The 17,740-nt window shown below is 65.8% G+C and carries 17 protein-coding genes; 3 read left to right on the top strand and 14 right to left on the bottom strand.

What is annotated here, in order from left to right:
* Nucleotides 1–10: 10 nt before the first annotated feature.
* Complete coding sequence (gene radC, locus P6U30_RS35815; protein WP_407167357.1) at nt 11–724, bottom strand: DNA repair protein RadC; 714 nt, start codon at nt 722–724, stop codon at nt 11–13.
* Between the two features lie 521 nt (nt 725–1,245).
* On the opposite strand from radC, the gene P6U30_RS35810 reads away from it, so the two are divergent.
* A complete protein-coding gene (locus P6U30_RS35810; protein ID WP_407167356.1) occupies nt 1,246–1,965 on the top strand; it encodes a DNA-3-methyladenine glycosylase I in 720 nt (239 codons plus the stop codon).
* Nucleotides 1,966–1,989: 24 nt separating this feature from the next.
* Here P6U30_RS35810 and map read toward each other — a convergent pair whose 3' ends face one another.
* Both map and P6U30_RS35800 read right to left on the bottom strand, forming a co-directional pair.
* Complete coding sequence (gene map, locus P6U30_RS35805) at nt 1,990–2,814, bottom strand: type I methionyl aminopeptidase (protein ID WP_407149170.1); 825 nt, start codon at nt 2,812–2,814, stop codon at nt 1,990–1,992.
* A 301-nt stretch (nt 2,815–3,115) separates the two neighbouring features.
* Nucleotides 3,116–4,432, bottom strand: a complete 1,317-nt coding sequence (locus P6U30_RS35800; RefSeq protein WP_407167355.1) for a mechanosensitive ion channel family protein — start codon at nt 4,430–4,432, stop codon at nt 3,116–3,118.
* 218 nt (nt 4,433–4,650) lie between these two features.
* On the opposite strand from P6U30_RS35800, the gene P6U30_RS35795 reads away from it, so the two are divergent.
* Nucleotides 4,651–6,444, top strand: a complete 1,794-nt coding sequence (locus tag P6U30_RS35795; protein ID WP_407167354.1) for a potassium/proton antiporter — start codon at nt 4,651–4,653, stop codon at nt 6,442–6,444.
* Between the two features lie 21 nt (nt 6,445–6,465).
* Here the strand turns inward: P6U30_RS35795 and P6U30_RS35790 are convergent, their stop codons facing one another.
* The 7 genes from P6U30_RS35790 to mepA form a co-directional block, all read right to left on the bottom strand.
* Nucleotides 6,466–7,350 (bottom strand): hypothetical protein, encoded by an 885-nt coding sequence (locus P6U30_RS35790; RefSeq protein WP_407167353.1) that lies wholly within the window; start codon nt 7,348–7,350, stop codon nt 6,466–6,468.
* Nucleotides 7,351–7,443: 93 nt separating this feature from the next.
* Nucleotides 7,444–8,115 (bottom strand): molybdenum ABC transporter ATP-binding protein, encoded by a 672-nt coding sequence (gene modC, locus P6U30_RS35785; RefSeq protein ID WP_407167352.1) that lies wholly within the window; start codon nt 8,113–8,115, stop codon nt 7,444–7,446.
* Nucleotides 8,116–8,117: 2 nt separating this feature from the next.
* Entirely contained in the window at nt 8,118–8,813 is a 696-nt protein-coding gene (modB, locus tag P6U30_RS35780; protein ID WP_407149165.1) for a molybdate ABC transporter permease subunit, read from the bottom strand.
* A gap of 2 nt (nt 8,814–8,815) precedes the next feature.
* Nucleotides 8,816–9,601, bottom strand: a complete 786-nt coding sequence (gene modA / locus P6U30_RS35775) for a molybdate ABC transporter substrate-binding protein (protein ID WP_407167351.1) — start codon at nt 9,599–9,601, stop codon at nt 8,816–8,818.
* Nucleotides 9,602–9,786: 185 nt separating this feature from the next.
* A complete protein-coding gene (locus tag P6U30_RS35770) occupies nt 9,787–10,293 on the bottom strand; it encodes a hypothetical protein (RefSeq protein ID WP_407167350.1) in 507 nt (168 codons plus the stop codon).
* Nucleotides 10,294–10,295: 2 nt separating this feature from the next.
* Complete coding sequence (locus P6U30_RS35765) at nt 10,296–10,502, bottom strand: molybdopterin-binding protein (RefSeq protein WP_407149162.1); 207 nt, start codon at nt 10,500–10,502, stop codon at nt 10,296–10,298.
* A gap of 169 nt (nt 10,503–10,671) precedes the next feature.
* Nucleotides 10,672–11,616 (bottom strand): penicillin-insensitive murein endopeptidase, encoded by a 945-nt coding sequence (mepA, locus tag P6U30_RS35760; RefSeq protein WP_407167349.1) that lies wholly within the window; start codon nt 11,614–11,616, stop codon nt 10,672–10,674.
* 437 nt (nt 11,617–12,053) lie between these two features.
* Between mepA and P6U30_RS35755 the strand changes: the two genes are divergently transcribed.
* The gene (locus P6U30_RS35755; protein ID WP_407167348.1) at nt 12,054–14,267 is read left to right on the top strand and encodes a putative bifunctional diguanylate cyclase/phosphodiesterase; all 2,214 of its coding nucleotides are present in this window, start codon (nt 12,054–12,056) and stop codon (nt 14,265–14,267) included.
* 126 nt (nt 14,268–14,393) lie between these two features.
* On the opposite strand, the gene P6U30_RS35750 is transcribed toward P6U30_RS35755, so the two are convergent.
* The 4 genes from P6U30_RS35750 to P6U30_RS35735 form a co-directional block, all read right to left on the bottom strand.
* The gene (locus P6U30_RS35750; RefSeq protein WP_407166174.1) at nt 14,394–15,335 is read right to left on the bottom strand and encodes an IS110 family transposase; all 942 of its coding nucleotides are present in this window, start codon (nt 15,333–15,335) and stop codon (nt 14,394–14,396) included.
* Nucleotides 15,336–15,779: 444 nt separating this feature from the next.
* Entirely contained in the window at nt 15,780–16,232 is a 453-nt protein-coding gene (locus P6U30_RS35745) for a DUF1801 domain-containing protein (RefSeq protein ID WP_407167347.1), read from the bottom strand.
* Nucleotides 16,233–16,266: 34 nt separating this feature from the next.
* Nucleotides 16,267–17,049, bottom strand: coding sequence for a sulfite exporter TauE/SafE family protein (locus tag P6U30_RS35740; protein ID WP_407167346.1), 783 nt, complete (start codon nt 17,047–17,049; stop codon nt 16,267–16,269).
* Between the two features lie 11 nt (nt 17,050–17,060).
* Entirely contained in the window at nt 17,061–17,666 is a 606-nt protein-coding gene (locus tag P6U30_RS35735; protein WP_407167345.1) for a TetR/AcrR family transcriptional regulator, read from the bottom strand.
* Nucleotides 17,667–17,740: the final 74 nt, after the last annotated feature.

The following is a 17,740-nucleotide window of genomic DNA, read 5'->3' as shown; positions in this document are numbered from 1 at the left end:
CGTTCGTCGTTCAGATCAGCCGCATCCCCTTCAAGCTCGCATGACCGTTCTTGCCGACGATGATGTGATCGTGCACGGCGATTCCGAGTGGCCTCGCGATTTCGACGATCGCCTTTGTCATCTGGATGTCGGCCTGCGACGGCGTCGGATCGCCGCTCGGATGGTTGTGCACCAGGATCAGCGCGGTCGCCGACAATTCCAGCGCGCGCTTGATCACCTCGCGCGGATAGACCGGCGTGTGGTCGACGGTGCCGGTCTGCTGCACCTCGTCGGCGATCAACTGGTTGCGCTTGTCGAGGAAGAGCAGGCGAAACTGTTCCTTGTCGGCAAACGCCATGCCGGAGCGGCAGTAGTCGATGACATCGTTCCACGACGACAGCGCGACGCTGCGCCGGATCTCGCCTTTGGCGATTCTATCAGCCGCGGCGGCGATCAGCTTGAGCTGGTGGATCGAGGCGTCCTTGACGCCGTCGACCTCGCGCAGCCGCGCCACCGGCGCATGCACGACCTCGGCGAACGAGCCGAATGTCTTTAGCAGCGCCTTGGCGAGCGGCTTGGTGTCGCGGCGCGGGATGGCGGCGAACAGCGCCATCTCCAACAGCTCGTAGTCGCTCAGCGCCGCAGGTCCCGCCGCGTAGAAGCGCTCGCGCAGCCGTTCGCGATGGCCGTGATAATGCGGCGTCTCGTCGGATTCGGTCTGGCTATCGGCAGGCTTGGCGGGCATCGGCTACAACCATGCCGTGCCCGCCGGGTTTTGCAAGTGCCGGCGCGATGAGATTGGGTCGAATCGACTCGCAGCGGCTTCGGTTGACCTCTCCCCGCCTACGGCAGGGTTATCGCATATGCCGCCTTGGGCGGCTGCGCACGTACTCGGCCTCGTGGTTCGAGACGCGCCGCAAGCGGCGCTCCTCACCATGAGGGTCTACTATTGTGCCGCAACACAAGAGGAGCCCGCCAAAGGCGGGCGTCTCGAAGGATGGGCCGCAGGGCGCTTTTCTCCCAAATGCGATTGCCCTACCGCCTACGGGAAGAGGGTCGGATTGCATCGTCAGATGCAATCCGGGTGAGGGGGTCTTGCGCTCTCGATAGATCGTAACCCCTCACCCGATTTGCTGCGCAAATCGACCTCTCCCAAGGGAGAGGTGACCTCCGACGCTGTTTTCAGGTCAACCTAATCCCGGTTTGCCTCGGCCGCATCGCTGAACTACCGTTCGCCCGCCTAAAAATGTCGGGAGAGGTGTTGGCGTGACATCGTTCAAGGTGATCCGGGCACGCGCCGAGAAGCGCAAGGGCGGCGCGAAGGCGCTGGAGAAGGTACTGCCACAGGTCGCGACGCCGAAGGCGCTGGCCAAGCTCGGCGACGACCGCGTGCTCGCCGAAATGACCAAGCGCGTGTTCTGCGCCGGTTTCGCCTGGAGCGTGATCGACGCCAAATGGCCGGGGTTCGAGCAGGCCTTCCTCGGCTTTCAGCCGGCCAAGCTCGCCTTCAAACCCGATGAATTCTGGGAAAAGCTCACAAGTGACGCCAGGATCGTGCGCAACGGCGCCAAGATCATGTCGGTGCGCGACAACGGCCGCCTCGTGCAGGAGATTTCGCGCGAGCACGGCAGCTTCGGCAAATTCCTCGCGGCCTGGCCAGCATCGGATCAAATCGGATTATTGGATTTGCTGGCCAAGCGCGGCAGCCGGCTCGGCGGCAATACCGGGCAGATGCTGCTGCGCTTTCTCGGCTGGGACGGCTTTGTCACTTCGCGCGACGTCGTCGCCTGCCTGCGTGAGGCCGGGCTCGACATCGCCGAGGAGGTCAAGTCGAAGCGCGATCTCGCCAAGGTGCAGGCGCAGTTCAACGCCTGGGCGGAAGAGACCGGCTTGCCCTACACCCACATCTCGCGCATTTGCGCGATGTCGATCGGAGAGAATTATACGCCCGAGGAGATCAGCGCGCGGACGCGGAGCGATGCATGATCGCTGCCGCTGCCGATTATGCCGTCACACCGCGACCCAGGGCTTCTCGCCATGGCGCTCGGACAGCGTGAAGATCTCGACGCCGTCGGCGGTGACGCCGACCGAATGCTCGAACTGCGCCGACAGTGAACGGTCGCGGGTCACCGCGGTCCAGCCGTCGGACAGGATCTTCACATGCGGCTTGCCGAGATTGATCATCGGCTCGATGGTGAAGAACATGCCGGGCCGCAGCGTCACGCCTTCGCCGGGGCGACCGATATGAATGATGTTCGGCTCGTCGTGGAACAGGCGGCCGAGGCCATGGCCGCAGAAATCACGCACCACGCTCATGCCCTGCGGCTCGACATAGCTCTGGATGGCATGGCCGATGTCGCCGGTGGTGGCGCCGGGCTTGACCGCGGCAATGCCGCGCATCATCGCTTCATAGGTCACCTCGATCAGCCGCTCGGCCTTCCGCGCGATGCCGCCGATCGCATACATCCGGCTCGAATCGCCATACCAGCCGTCGACGATGAAGGTGACGTCGATGTTGACGATGTCACCCTCCTTCAGCGGGCGGTCGCCGGGCATGCCGTGGCAGACCACGTGATTGATCGAGGTGCAGGTCGAGTAGCGATAGCCGCGATACATCAGCGTCGCCGGGTAGGCGCCGTGATCGAAGGCGAACTTGCGGACGAACTCGTCGATGACGGAGGTCGGCACGCCCGGCTTGACGATGTCGGTGAGCGCGTCGAGGCACTTCGACACCAATGCGCCAGCCTTGCGCATGCCGGCAAAGCCGCTTTGCCCGTGCAGCTTGATTTGGCCGGTCTTGCGCAGGGAGGTGTCGGTGGCGTCGATATAGCTCATGAGCGGGTCAAGTCTGGAGGAAGGGGCTGATCTCAAAGGACAATGTAATGATCGGGGCGGCCGGTGCAAGCCAAGGTTGGGCATGGGGACGATGCCCAAACGCCTGATTTCCGGGCAAGATCCGGGCTCGTTCATCCGGAACAGCGGCGGACGTCACCTCTCCCTTGGGAGAGGTCGATTTGCGCAGCAAATCGGGTGAGGGGTCACGGTCTATCGAGAGGGCGAGGGCCCTCACCCGGATTGCATCTGGCGATACAATCCGGAGCCGCCGCGAGCGGGTTCAACCTAACCCCATCCCGCTTTAGCTGGACACCTCGACCACGCTTTCGACCGGGAGGGCGCCGCCGCGGACGCGGAGTTCCCGCACCGGATAGGGCACGCGGATGCCGTGGCCCTTGAAGGCATCCCACAGCGCCAGCATCACGTCGCTCTTCACCCTGTCCATGCCGTCGGGATCGGCGATCCAGAAGGTCAGCGAGAACTTCATGCCGAACTCGGCGAATTCGGTCAGGATGCAGCTCGGCGGCTTGCCCTTGATGGCGCGCTCATGGGCCGCGGCGGTGTCGATCGCGAGCTGGCAGACTAGCTTCGGATCGGCATCGTAATTGGCGGCGAAGGCGATCTTCACCAGGGTGTTCTTGTCGGTATAGGTCCAGTTGGTGACCTTCTGCGTCACCAGATCCTCGTTCGGGATCAGGAATTCGCGGCCGTCGCCGGCGGCGACCGAGATGTAGCGCGTCTTCATCGCGCTGATCTTGCCCGAGCTGTCGCCGATCGTGACGAGGTCGCCCGGCTTCACCGATTTGTCGACCAGCAGGATCAGCCCGCTGATGAAGTTGGCGACGATCTTCTGCAGGCCGAGACCGATGCCGACGCCCGCCGCGCCGGTGAACACCGCAAGCGCCGAGAGGTTGATGCCGACCGCGTCGAGCGCAATCGCGATCGCCATCACCATCAGCCCGATGCGGATGATCTTGACCAGCAGCACCTGGATCGAGGGCGTCAGGTCGGTGGAGCGGTTGATGCGGCTCTCGGCGTAATTGCTGGCGATGTTGGTCAGCCACAGCGCCACGATCAGGAGCGCGCCGGCCTTGATCAGCAACAGCGGCGTCAGCCTGAGGCCGCCGATCACGACGGCGACCGAATCCAGCGTGTCGGCGGCCCAGTCGAGTTCGCCGATGATGCTGAGCGCTGCGACCACCCAGGCCGCGATCGAGACCAGCTTGACGATGAAGGCGTTGTCGAGCACCGACGTCACCAGGCGGATCACCAGCCAGGCCAGCGCCAGCTTGGCCGAGACCGCGATCAAATAGCTGCGGCTCGGCCAGGTCGCGTGCCACATCACGATCCGCGAGGTGATCATCAGCACCGCGAATACGGCGGTCGAGGCGCTGGCCACCATCACGCGGGCGAAGTGCCGGAGCGGCAGCGGCCAGCGCGTCGCCAGCGACGACGTGTCGACCCGGGCATGAATGGCGGTATCGGCGGCGTAGGAAATTCCGGCGGCCGCGAGGATGATGCCGAATTGAAGGTAGAACCAGGGCGAGGCGATCTCGGCCCCGACCGAGCGCGCCGCCATTTGGATGGCTTCCAGGACGTCCTTGAGGCTCATGTCCATCGGCAAGATCTCAACTCAAGCGCGGGTCAGGCAAATGTGATTCGAATGGCCGGTAGAATCCCACAAAGGCGGGCATGCGACCATCGATACAACACAGTGTCGAGGCGATCTGAGGCTGTAAAACCGGGCACATTGCCGCTGATGACAGAAATGGGTTGGCGTCCAAGTGTGGCGACGATAAGGATGCAATTGCAAGTATTTGATCCCACCGAAGGCGCATGGCTTCCCTCGACTCGGTCAGCATAGCAATCCTGCTCGGCGCCGTTCTGGTGATGGCCGGCATCCTGTCGAGCCTGCTGGCATTGCGGTTCGGCGCCCCCCTGCTGCTGGTGTTCTTGCTGGTCGGCATGCTGGCCGGCGACTCCGGGCCCGGCCACCTCCAGTTCGACGACGTCCGCACCACCTACCTGGTCGGCTCGGTGGCGCTGGCGCTGATCCTGTTCGACGGCGGCTTGAAGACGCGATTTGCCAGCATCCGCACTGTGCTGGCGCCCTCGATGATGCTGGCGACCACGGGCGTGCTGCTGACCGCGCTGATCACGGCGCCGGTCGCCCACTATGTGCTCGACCTCAACTGGACCGAGTCGCTGCTGGTCGGCGCCGTCGTCGCCTCGACCGACGCTGCGGCGGTGTTCCTGTTGGTGCACACGCAGGGCCTGCGCCTGCGCCCCCGCGTCGGTGCGACGCTGGAGGCCGAATCCGGCACCAACGATCCGTTCGCGATCTTCCTCACTTTGATGCTGGTCGAGTTCATCTCGATCGGCCAGAGCTCGGCGTCGCATATCGCGATGGAGTTCATCCAGGAGGCGGTGCTCGGCGCCGTGATCGGGGTGATCGGCGGCCGGCTGGTGGTGCTGGCGCTGAACTATGTGGCGCTGCCGCAGGGCCTGCACGCGCCGTTCGTCACCACCGCGGCGCTGGTGATCTTCGGCGGCTCGCAGATGGTGCATGCCTCGGGGTTTCTCGCCGTCTATCTCGCCGGCATCATCATCGGCAACCGGCCGACCCGTGCGCATAATTCCGTGGTGACGTTCCTCGATGCCGCGACCTGGCTGGCGCAGATCGTGATGTTCGTGCTGCTCGGCCTCTTGGTGTCGCCGCACCGCCTGCTTTCGAGCGTCGGCGGGGCTGTGGCGGTGGCGTTCGCGCTGATGCTGGTGGCGCGGCCGCTGGCGGTGCTGATCTGCCTTGCGCCGTTCAAGTTCAACTGGCGGGAGAAGGTCTTCATCGCCTGGACCGGGCTGCGCGGCGCGGTCGCGATCTTCCTGGCCTCGATCCCGATGCTGGTCGGCCTGTCCAAGGCCTATCTCTATTTCGACGTCGCCTTCGTCGTCGTCATCATCTCGCTGCTGCTGCAGGGCTGGACCCTGGCGCCGGCGGCGCGGCGGCTGCATGTCGCGCTGCCGCGCACCGAGCGCGGCCCGCGCCGCGTCGAACTGGATCTGCCTGGGCAGCTCGAGCAGCAACTGGTCGGCTATCCGGTCCGGTCGAAGAGCCTGTATTTCCGCCGCGGCCTGATCCCGTCGTGGTCGAAGCCGACGCTGGTGATCCGCGACGAGCGGATCCTGACGCCGACCGAGGCCGATCCGGTCGAGCCCGGCGACTACCTTTATCTGCTGGCGCCGCCGCAGCGCGCCGAGGCGCTCGATCGCTTCTTCGTCGACATGCCGCCGTCGGCTGCGCCCGACCCACATCTGCTCGGCGACTTCATGGTGTCGGGCGAGCATACGCTGGGCGAGCTCGCCGAGATCTATGGCGTCAAGGTCGACGAGAACCAGGCCAGATTGACGTTGGCGGACTACTTCGATGTCAATCTCGACCGCACGCCGAAGGAAGGCGCCGAGCTCGCGCTCGATACGATCGTGCTGGTGGCCCGCAATATCAGCGGCGGCCGCGTCAATGTCGTCGGCCTTCGCCTTCCCGAAGAAGAGGAGGAGTCTGTGCCGGAGACGCGGATGCGTATCGTCCGGCGCAAGCTTGCGGACATCTGGGCGTCGGTCGCGGGGGTCTGAGCTCCAAGGACGGGAGACGGATCAGGTCTTGCGGAGGACATTCGATTCCTGCGCGAATGTCCTGATCATCTTCGCCAGCTCATCGTCGGCCGGCGGGGGCGGCGGCTCCGTCGAGGCGGCATCGCGCTTGGTCGCATCGGTAAGCTTTACGCCGGAAATCTCGGCGAGCGCCGCGAGCAGCGTCGCGTCGGCCTCGCTGGCCGGCGCGCTTGGCTGGGGCGGGACAGGCGGCGACGCAGCGGATGTGCCGTCCGGCTCGCGCGTCGCGTCCGGACGCTGCGGCGGCGCTGCCGGCGGCCTTGGCGGATCGGCGCGCTTGGCGGAGGCCTCGGTGACGGCCGTGATCAGGGACGCTTCGAGCGCCTCGGTCGGATTGGCCGGCGATGCCGGCTGCGATGCTCGGGTCGGCGCAGGTGGCGGGATCGGCTCGCCGCCGCTCGCCCTTGCGATGATACCGTCCACGATGCCGCCGAGCCGGTTCTTCTCCGGTGCGACGAGATAGTTGGTCGCGAGCTCGTCGACATAGTGCGGACCGTAATCGGCAAGCACCTTGGCGAGCCGGGCAATATCGGGATCGCTCGCGACCAGCTGGTCCCACGCCTCCCGGTCGTAGGGGGTATCGCCGGTCCTGGCCGGCCATGCCATCCGGCGCGGCTGCGGTGGCGGCTGACCGTCGTGCTGGATGACGGGCTCCAGGGTCGGCGGCTGCAGGCCCGCGCCGACAGCCGGCGCATTGAACCCTGCGGCGGGCGCGGCCACCGCCACATTGGTCCGGTGCCGGCCGCGCTCGGCGACCTGCAGCGAGATCAGGCCGAGGCCCATCAGCAGGAAGCCGACGGCCGCCCACGCGACCGTCGCGCACAGCACCGCGCCAATCAGCAGCAAGATCCAGCCAGTCAATCGCACGACGCTTTTTCCCTCAAGCGTCCGATCCGACGCCAAGGGGCGTCCAACGGACAAGGCGGGCCATCTTACGCCGGCTTTCGGGTAAACGGCCAGCTATGACGTCGCTGTCAGCACCTTGACACCGCCGAACGCGGTCACCTGCCCGCGGCGCAGCATCACGATCTGGGTGGCAAGCTGGCGCAGTTCGGCGGCGTCGTGGCTGACATAGACCATGGGGATACCGGCCTCGTCCCGCAGCCGCACCAGATAGGGCAGGATCTCCAGCTTGCGGCCCTCGTCGAGCGCACCCAGGGGCTCGTCGAGCAGCAGCAGCCGCGGCTTCGACAGCAGCGCCCGGCCGAGCGCGACGCGCTGGCGCTCGCCGCCGGAGAGCTTTCCGGGGCGGCGGTCGAGCAGCGCGCCGATATCGAGCAGCTCGATCACGCGCTTGCGCTGCGCGGGATCGTCGGCGAGGCGGTTCATGCGGCGGCCGTAATCGAGATTTTGCCGGACATCGAGGTGCGGAAACAGCCGGGCATCCTGGAAGACGTAGCCGATGCGGCGGCGCCAGGTCGGGACGTGGATGCCCGCCGCAGTGTCGTCGACGGTCTCGCCGTCGATCGCGATGGTGCCGCGGTCGGGGCGCAACAGCCCCGCAATGGTATTGATCAGGGAGGTCTTGCCGGAGCCGGAGGCGCCGAACAGCCCGGTGACGCGGCCCTCGCTGGCGAAGGACGCCGCCAGCGTGAACTCGCCGAGCTGCTTGGTGATGTCGACGCGCAGCATCGCTATTGTCCGTGCAGGCGGGCGGTGGCGCGGCGCGCGAACCACTCCGCGGCGACCAGTGCGCCCATCGCGATCACGATCGAGATAATCACGAGCCGCCCGGCGGCGCTATCGCCTTCCGGCGTCTGGATCAGCGAGTAGATCGCCGATGAAATGGTCTGGGTCTCGCCGGGGATGTTGGAGACGAAGGTGATCGTCGCGCCGAACTCGCCGATCGCCTTGGCGAAGCCGAGCACCATGCCGGCGAGCACGCCCGGCAGCGCGAGCGGCAGCGTCACGGTCGCAAACACCCGCCAGGGCGCGGCGCCGAGCGTCTCGGCCGCCTGCTCGAGGCGCCGGTCGATCGCCTCGATCGAGAGCCGGATCGGCCGCACCAGCAGTGGAAACGCCATCACGCCGCAGGCGAGCGCCGCGCCGGTCCAGCGGAAAGCGAACACGATGCCGAGATGATCGGCGAGCCAGGCACCGGCCACGCCGCGCCGGCCGAAGGTCAGCAGCAGCAGATAACCGGTGACGACCGGCGGCAGCACCAGCGGCAGGTGCACGAGCGCATCGAGGATGGATTTGCCCCAGAAATCGCGCCGCGCCAGCAGCCAGGCGAGCGCGATTCCGAACGGGGTCGCCACCAGCGTTGCGATGACGGCGACCCTGAGCGAAAGCAGGATCGCCGTCCATTCGGTCGGCGAGATCTCGAACACGCTTACGTCGTCGGGCTGATCAGGAACTTGAAGCCGTACTTTTCGAGGATCGCCTTCGCCGCGGACGAGCGCAGGAAGGCGAGATAGTCCGAAGTCTCCGCCTTCGCATTCGTCGTCGCTGCCACCGGATAGATGATCGCCGGATGAGTGTCGGCCGGGAAGGTTCCGACGATCTTGACGCCCGGCTCGACCTTGGCGTCGGTCGAATAGACGATGCCGAGCACGGCTTCACCGCGCGCCACCAGCGTCAACGCGGCGCGCACGCTCTCGGCCATTGCAAATTTCGGCTCCGCCGCCTGCCAGGCGCCGAGCTTCTCCAGCGCCGCCTTGGCGTATTTGCCGACCGGCACCGCCTTGACGTCGCCGGTCGCGATCTTGCCGTCGCCGGCGAGCTTGGCGAGGTCGAAGCCCGGCGCGATGTTGACATTGTCGATCTTGGAATCCTTCGGCGCGATCAGCACGATCGAGTTGCCGAGCAGGTTGACGCGGGTCGGCTCGTTGATGGTCTTCTGCTTGATCGCATAGTCCATCCAGTCGGTATCGGCGGAGACGAACACATCGGCCGGCGCGCCCTGCTCGATCTGCCTGGCAAGCGCCGAGCTGGCGGCATAGCTGGCATTGATCTTGACGCCGGTCTTGGCGGTATAGGCTGCGTCGATGTCATCGAGCGCGTTCTTCATCGAGGCCGCGGCGAAGACGGTGAGCGTCTTGTCGTCGGCCGAGGCAGGCGCATGCATCGCGCCGAGCAGGATGACGAAGGTCGTGAACAGTCCGGCAATGCGTAACATAGGAAGCGCTCCGTGCGACCTCGCGCGAACAAGCGCGCGCAAATCAGGCGTTGGTGGATTCTGGGTCGCGATCGGCGGAAGCGCTGTTCCGCTGCTCTCCGGAGGACTTACGGTCGTCAGGGAGATCGCCCTGCAAACATAGCAGGCTGAGGCTTACGGTAAAGCCGCTTTGTCCAACGATCGTGCTATTGGCTCGGCTGGATCGCGATCGAAATCGAGTTCTCCCTGGCGCCGCTGACTTGCAGCACGAAGGGGCTGGCGGCGAGCTCATACTTCATGGTCTTGCGGATACCGTCGCAATCGGTCGCGCCGCTGAAGGCCTTCGGCTTGAGGGAATGGCCGTCCTGCACCACGTCGACCCAGGCGCCGGCCGAGAGGCTGATGGTGTAGAGCCCGGCCTTCGGTGCGGTCTTGAAGCTGGTGAAGCCGGCAAAGGTGCCTTCCTTCGGTGCCCGCTCCGCCGGTGTCGGAAGCTTTGCATCGGCGGGTGCGACCAGCGCCAGCGTGATACCCGTCGACGGCAACGCCGCCTGCTCGCTGCCCGACGCTAATCGGGCGCGATCGGGCGCGGTGAGCGCGGCGCGCGCCTGGTCGATCTGCCATTTGAACTTGTCACAGCCGCTTGGCTCCTCCGCGGCCAAGGCAGGGGTTGAAGCGAGCAACAACGCGAGCGCGAGGAGCGAGCTGCGCATCTCTAGTCCACCGCGATCATGACGTCGGAGGCCTTGATCACAACGATCGCCTGGCCGCCCACCTTGATGCCGAGTTCATCGACGGCTTCGTTGGTGATGGAGGACGTCATCACATTTCCGCCGATGTCGATCCGGACATGAGAGGTGGTCGCGCCCTTTTTCACCTCGAGGACGGTGCCCTTGATCTGGTTGCGTGCACTGATGCGCATGATGGAATCCTTCAACATCGGTCGTCACATGAGTGACGACCTCCGCATTGATGAAGTGGAGGTGAGCTGGATCAACGGCCCTGACCCGCGGCTCGCACGCGCTTACGGCGCGACGACGTAGTCATGATAGCGCATTTCTGAGGCGCCGGAATAGCGCCTGACAAAGATGTTATTGCTTGGCGTCGGGCGCCTTCAGCACGGCTTTGCAGTCCGCCGGTAGTTGCGCCAGCGTCATGGGCGGGCGCGGCTTCGGTGGCTTCGGCGGCGGTTTCGGATGCAGCACCGACTCCTTGAACCAGAAGGCGAGGTCGGAGGGCTTGCAGCCTTCGTCGCCGGATTGCGACGGTTGTCCTTTGCATTCGCGGCTTCCGGGCGGGCAGCGCATCCGGATGTGGAAGTGGTAGTCGTGGCCCCACCACGGCCTGATCTTCGACAGCCAGCTCCGGTCGCCCTTGGCTTCGCGGCACAGTGCTTTCTTGATCGCGGCATTGACGAAGATCCGCTGCACGGCAGGCTCCTGCGCCGCGTCGCGAAGGACCAGCACATGGCCGGGTGTGAAGACGCGCGGATCAACGTCGAGCCGGTCGTCACGCACCATCATGACTGCCGACGTCTCCTCGCGTTCTTCGCGCGACAAGGTGTGGTCGGGCATCGGCGTCAGCCAGATGTCGGCATCGAGCCCGATCTGGTGGCTGGCGTGGCCGGACAGCGCGGGACCGCCGCGCGGCTGACCGATGTCGCCGACCAGAATGCCGGGCCAGCCTGCGTCCTTGTGCGCCTTCGCCGCAAGCCGCTTCAGCAGCGCAATCATCGCCGGGTGGCCCCAGTAGCGGTTGCGCGACAGCCGCATCACCTGCCAGGTATCGCCGTTCAGCGGCATCTTCACCGCGCCGGCGAGACAGCCCTTCGCGTAGGAGCCGATCGCCTGCGTCGGCATCGCGGCCGGCAGCACCTTGCGCGCGAACAATTCCTTCGCGGCGAGTTTCGGATCGTTGGGGTTGGCGAGCGGCGGCAACGGCTTGGGGTCAATGGTGCCCTTGTCCTGCGACCAGGCGGAACTGGTGGCGACGAGGATGGAGAGCAGGAGCGGGATCAGAAGCAGGCGGGGTGTCATTCGGATCACTCTGTCCACGCGAAGCTAGCATGGATTTGCCGTGAGCGGACGGCGCTTTCATCGCAATTGATTGATCGCCCACAGCCTGAATGACGACTGCGCTGGGATGCGCATCGGAAGTGACGCGTCGCGCCTTAACTCGACGATAACGCTATCGCGCGTTGACACATATTCGTGCGCTTCAGCAGGTTTCAGCGCGTCCATTGTGCAATCGCACGTTTGTTTACGCGTTCCTCACCATGCCCCGGCGCTTCCACCTCGCGAATGAGCGGCGACGTCGATTGCATGGCGTTGTACACTCGCGCGATGCGCGTATTCGCCTTCAAAGCGGGCAGGCCGCGGGCGCACCTCCTGCGTCGTTCCTCGTCAATAGATACCAATTTTTCAGATGCTTATCGCAGAAATGCCGCCAAGCTGGAATGCGCGTGGGGCGTGCGATGCCGATAATGCGGCCAAAGAAAATCAAGAAACCGAAGCAAGTTGCAAGGCGCCTTCGCGGTGGCCATCGGGCCAAACCTGCACCGAACCCGTCGGGCGGGTCGCAGCGTGGCGCCAGCGCAATCGGCGAGCTGGTGCGCCAACGTGCGCAGGCCGAGGCGGCGATCGCGGAGGCACGCAGGTCCAACGAGCGGCTGCGCGAGGCGATCGACATCCTGCCGCAGGGCATCGTGTTCCTCGATGCCGAGGGCCGCTACATTCTCTGGAACAAGAAATACGCGGAGATCTACAAGCGCAGCTCGGATCTGTTCGAGCATGGCGTGCGGCTGGAAGACACCATCCGCATCGGCGTCGAGCGCGGCGATTATCCCGAGGCCGAGGGCCGCGAGGAGCAATGGATCGCCGAGCGGCTGAAGAAGATGTATCAGCCGGGCGAACGGCACGAGCAGGTGCTCGCCGACGGCCGCGTCGTCCTGATCGAGGAACGGCTGACCTCGGATGGCGGCATCGTCGGGCTGCGCGTCGACATCACCGAGCTGAAGCAGCGCGAGGCGTCGTTCCGCCTGCTGTTCGACGGCAACCCGGTGCCGATGATCCTGTGCGCGCTCGACGGCGAGCGGATTCTCAGCGTGAACGATGCCGCGGTCGCCCATTACGGCTATGCCCGCGCCGAGTTCGAGAAGCTTACGATCCGAAGCCTGCAGGCGTTCGATCCCGAGCTGCCGTGGGCCGCCGGGCGCAGCACCGATGAACAGGCCGCACGCACCTGGAAGCACGTTCGTGCCGACGGCACGCTGATCGATCTTGCGATCTACTCGCGCCAACTGATGCACGGCGGCCAGCCGGCGATGCTGCTCGCGCTGATGGATATGACCGAGCGCAAGCGCGCCGAGGCGCGGCTTGCCTTCATGGCGCAGCATGACAGCCTGACCGGCCTGCCGAATCGCACCCTGCTGCGCCAGCAGATGGACGAGATGCTGCAGCACAGCCGCCGCAGCTCGGACAAAGTCGCGGTGCTGATGCTCGGGCTCGACAACTTCAAGGCGGTCAACGACACGCTCGGCCATGGCGTCGGCGACAAGCTGCTGCGCGGCGTCGCCAAGCGGCTGCGCTCGACCTTGCGCGAGGAGGATGCGCTGGCCCGGCTCAATTCCGACGAGTTCACCATCGTGCAGAGCGGCGTGGTCCGGCCCGAGGACGCGGTCTTGCTGGCCAAGCGCATCCTGGATGCGATCGGCGAGCCATATCTGCTCGACGGGCATTCGGTGGTGATCGGCGCCAGCATCGGCATCGCGATGTCGCCCGGCGACGGCGAGGATTCGGAAAAGCTGTTGAAGAGCGCCGACATGGCGCTGTCGCGCGCCAAGCGCGAATTCCGCGGCACCTTTTCCTTCTTCGAGGCGGAGATGGACGCGCGCGCCCAGAGCCGGCGCAAGATCGAGATCGACCTGCGCGACGCGATCCAGAACGAGGGCCTGCGGCCGTACTACCAGCCGCTGGTCGATCTCGCGAGCGGACGCATCACCGGCTTCGAGGCGCTGGTGCGCTGGCCGCATCCGGAGCGCGGCATGATCTCGCCCGGCGAGTTCATTCCGGTGGCGGAGGAGACCGGCCTGATCAACCCGCTCGGCGGGCTGATGCTGCACCGCGCCTGCATGGATGCGGCGCAGTGGCCGGATGACGTCCGCGTCGCCGTCAACCTCTCGCCGCTGCAATTCCGCACCGGCAATCTGCTGTCGCTCGTCACCGATGCATTGAAGCGATCCGGCCTGCCGGCGCGGCGGCTCGAACTCGAGATCACCGAGACGCTGCTGCTCGAGAAGAGCAGCCAGGTGCTGGCCACGCTGCATGCGCTGCGCGCGCTCGGGGTGCGCATGTCGATGGACGATTTCGGCACCGGCTATTCGAGCCTGAGCTATCTGCGCAGCTTCCCGTTCGACAAGATCAAGATCGATCAGTCGTTCGTGCGCGACCTCGGCGCCAACCGCGACGCGCAGGCGATCGTGCGCTCGATCGTCAGCCTCGGCATCGGGCTCGGCGTCACCATCACCGCGGAGGGCGTCGAGACCGAGGCCGAGCTGAGCTGTTTGCGCGCCGAAGGCTGCCACGAGGGGCAAGGCTTCCTGTTCAGCCGTGCCCGGCCGAATGCCGAAGTCGTCAGCCTGCTGCAGGCGCAGCGCGGCGCTGAGGCGGGGACCGCGCTGGTGGCGTAGGGAAGCCCGGAGCGAGATGATGTTACTTTGAATCGCGCGTCGGGCTCCGCTTTACCTCGCCCCGCGTGCGGGGAGAGGTCGGAACGCATCGCTAGATGCGTTCCGGGTGAGCGACTATCTGGATTGTCAAGTTGCATTGGGGTAAGCGGCACGCGCATCGCGTGCTTTGGCGTTGAGGCGGACCAGGAGCTTGCGGGCGAGCGCAATGCGCACGACCATTTTCTCCTTGCCAGCCTTGAGCAGCCGGTCGCGGAACTCGCCGAGGCTGTTGTCGTAGCGGGCGGCGATGGCCGCGACGAGGAAGAGGATGGAGCGGACGCCGGCGCGGCCGCCGCGGGTGGGTCGCTTACCCTTGCGCTTGCCACTGTCATTGGCGATCGGGGCGAGACCGGCAAGCTTGGCAATGGCCTTGTTGGACACCGTGCCGATCTCCGGCAGCTCGGCATGGAGGCGGGCGACGGTCCGTCCGGCAACGCCCTTCATCTCGCGCCAGGTCTCGGCGAGCTTTGCCCACAGCGGGTCGTCATCGATCATCGAAGCGATCTCCCCTTCGAGCGAGAGGGATTGGCGCTTCAGCAGGACGATCACCTCGTCAATGCTCGCACGCATCTCGCCGTTGTCGAACATGCTGGCGCGGCGCTGCTTCTGGACGGTCAGATCGTCGGTGACCTGTCTGAGCCTTGTCACCAGGGCCTTCAGCCGCTGCTGGGCTTCGCTTGGCAGCGGGGTCGCTGCCAAGTTCTTGGCATGGGCGAAGCGGGCAATCACCGAGGAATCGATCCGGTCGGTCTTCTCCAGAATGCCCATCGCCTCGGCATAGCGCCGGACGCTGCGGGGATTGGTCAGCGCGCAACTGATCCCCTCCTCCCAGAGCCCGACGAACACCCCTCGCTCGTAACCGCCACTGGCCTCCATCACCGCCAACGTGACGGCGTGCTCGCGACAGAACGCGGCCAGCTTGGCAATGCCTGCGGCATCATTATCGAAGCTCGCAAACCGTTGTCCGGGTTCGATACAGGCATCGAGCCTGGCCTTCGAAACGTCCACTCCACAAATCGTCTTCTTCACGGTAACCTGCCTTGTCCATGCGATCGGAACTCAAGCGACTGTTCGGTCGTGCGTGACATGGCGAAGATCCCAGAGCTCACCCACGGTTGTAGCCGGAGGGGCAAACGGGCGACATCGCCACGCGCTTTGGCCGGTGGCCACCGGCCAAAGCGCAAGTCGCTTCCATCGCACAAATCATGGCCGTGCAGATACAAGGGGGAGGCTCCGCGAATGCAGCTATCATCGGAATGCGCGGAGACGGCCCCTCACCCCACCCCTCTCCCCGCAAGAACGGGGCGAGGGAGCGCACCACCGTCGCTCTTCGACCTAATCTCATGACGCTCTATGACGCCTTCTTGTTCAGGAGAACCGTAGGGTGGGCAAAGCGAAGCGTGCCCACCAATGTGGTCTTCTGTGCAGGAGATGGTGGGCACGGCGCGCTGCGCCTTTGCCCACCCTACCGGATCACGCTCCCGCGGTTGCCTTCCTCAGATGATAGGTCAGCGCCAGCGCCACGCAGTGGCGCAGCGCGGCCTCCGGGAGCTTGTCGCGAACGTCGAGCAGGATCGCGCGATTGCCGCTGTAGCGGAGCTCGGGATAGAGCTCGCGGAACGTCTCGACCAGATTGGTCTGGCAATGGAAGTAGATCGCGACCTGGTCCGTGCCCGGCTTCACCTGGTCGATGCGAACCGTGCTGCCGCTTCCCGTCTCCGCGGTCAGGTAGCTCGGCTGGCCCCATTTCAGCGTCTCCTCAAGCGCGCCGACACCTCTGGTGGCCTTCGCCGTATCGAGGATCAGGCGCCGGAGCGCCAGCAGCTTGGCCTTGACCGTGGCAGGGTATGCGTCGAACAGCGCATCCGCCGCTTTCGCGTGCGGTCGTCGTGCGGCTTTGCTGATCGGTGCTGCCGGCTTGCGCATGGTGGGCTCCGTGAGGAGGACGTAGCGCGTCTGTCTACCACAGCGCCTTGACGGTCATATAGATCGCCATCAGCGACACGAAGAAGATCATCGCGATCCGCAAGCTGGCGCGGTCGATGCGGTTGGCGGCCCGGGCGCCGAGATCGGTGCCGGCGAGCAGGCCGATGATGACGCCCGACAGCACCGGCCAGGACGCCAGCGAGCCTTCGCTCCAATAGATCCAGGCCGAGGGAATGGTGGTCGGGATCAGCGACATCACGAGGCTTACCATCTGCGCCTGGTGCTGCGGCACTTCGAGCACGGCGCTGAGGCCCACGACGGTCGCGAGCCCGCCGCCGATGCCGAGAAAACCTGACGACAGGCCTGCCAGCATCCCAACAATGAGCAGTGCCGGCGAGGACGCGTCGCGCGCGGCGGCTTTGTCGCGGTGCTCCGCCTTGTCGCCTCCGCCGCGCAGGATCAGCATCGCATCGAGCGCGGCGAGATAGGCCACATAGGTCCAGCGCAACGCTGGCTCGGACACATGATTCGCCGCCAGCGCGCCGGCTGTGCCACCGCCGACGAAGCCGATCGCGAGCAGGACGATCCAGCGGGGCGGCGTGCGGTTGCCGCTCTGCCAATAGCGCCTGATGCCGGTAAGGCCGGTCGGCGGCACCTGGGCGACCAGCGAGATGCCCTGCGCGACATGCTGCCCGGCGCCGAGCAGCAGGACCGAGAACACGACCAGTCCGCCGCCGGGGCTGACGCCGAGCAGCCCTGCGGTCAGGCCGCCGGCGAGGCCCGTAGCAATGCCGGCGATGAGGTCGTGGATGATCACCGCATTCCCCGTCAGCGCCTTGCGGCAAGCCCGGCGAGAAAGATGTCGAAGGCGTGCATTGCCTCCGCGGTCGAGACGGCTTCGCCCCACAGCCGTTGCAGCACGATGCCCTGGAACATGGCGACCATCGCCCGTGCGGCGCCGCGTGGCTGCACGCTGCGGTCGATCGCGCCGCCCTTCTGGCCGCGCCGCAGCAGGTCCACGATCATGGCGACCGGCTGGCGAATTCCGCTCGTCACCTGGTCGCGGACCACGTCGTCGCGCAGCGCTTCCGCCCAGAGCTGCAGCGCGACGCGGCGGGCGCGCAGTCCTTCTTCCTTCTGCAGGTCGCCAAGAAAGGCGCGGGCGATCGACCGCAGGCTCTGCAATGGGTCGTCCGACGGCCCCCTGAGCGCGAGCAGCGCGCTGTCGCGGCCATGGCGGCTTTCTCCGATCGCCTGGATCAACTGCTCCTTGTTGGTGAAATGCCCGTAGATGCAGCCGGCGCTGAGCCCGGACTGCTTGATCACGTCCTGGATGGTGGTCTGGTGAAACCCCTGGCGCGCAAAGCAGATTTCCGCCGCCTGCAGAATCTCCTCGCGGCGGATCGCGAGGGTCTCGGGCTTCACCTTCGGCATTGTCGGGTCCTTGTCAGGTCGTAATCGGTCGGGGCGGCCGGCTTGACGATCATTCGCCGTCACTATAAAGAACG

The sequence above is a fragment of the Bradyrhizobium sp. ORS 111 genome, from assembly GCF_045571485.1.
In the GTDB taxonomy this organism is placed as follows: Bacteria; Pseudomonadota; Alphaproteobacteria; order Rhizobiales; family Xanthobacteraceae; genus Bradyrhizobium.
The sequence above is the reverse complement of the archived record's forward strand: the minus strand, read 5'-3'. Positions and strand labels throughout refer to the sequence as shown.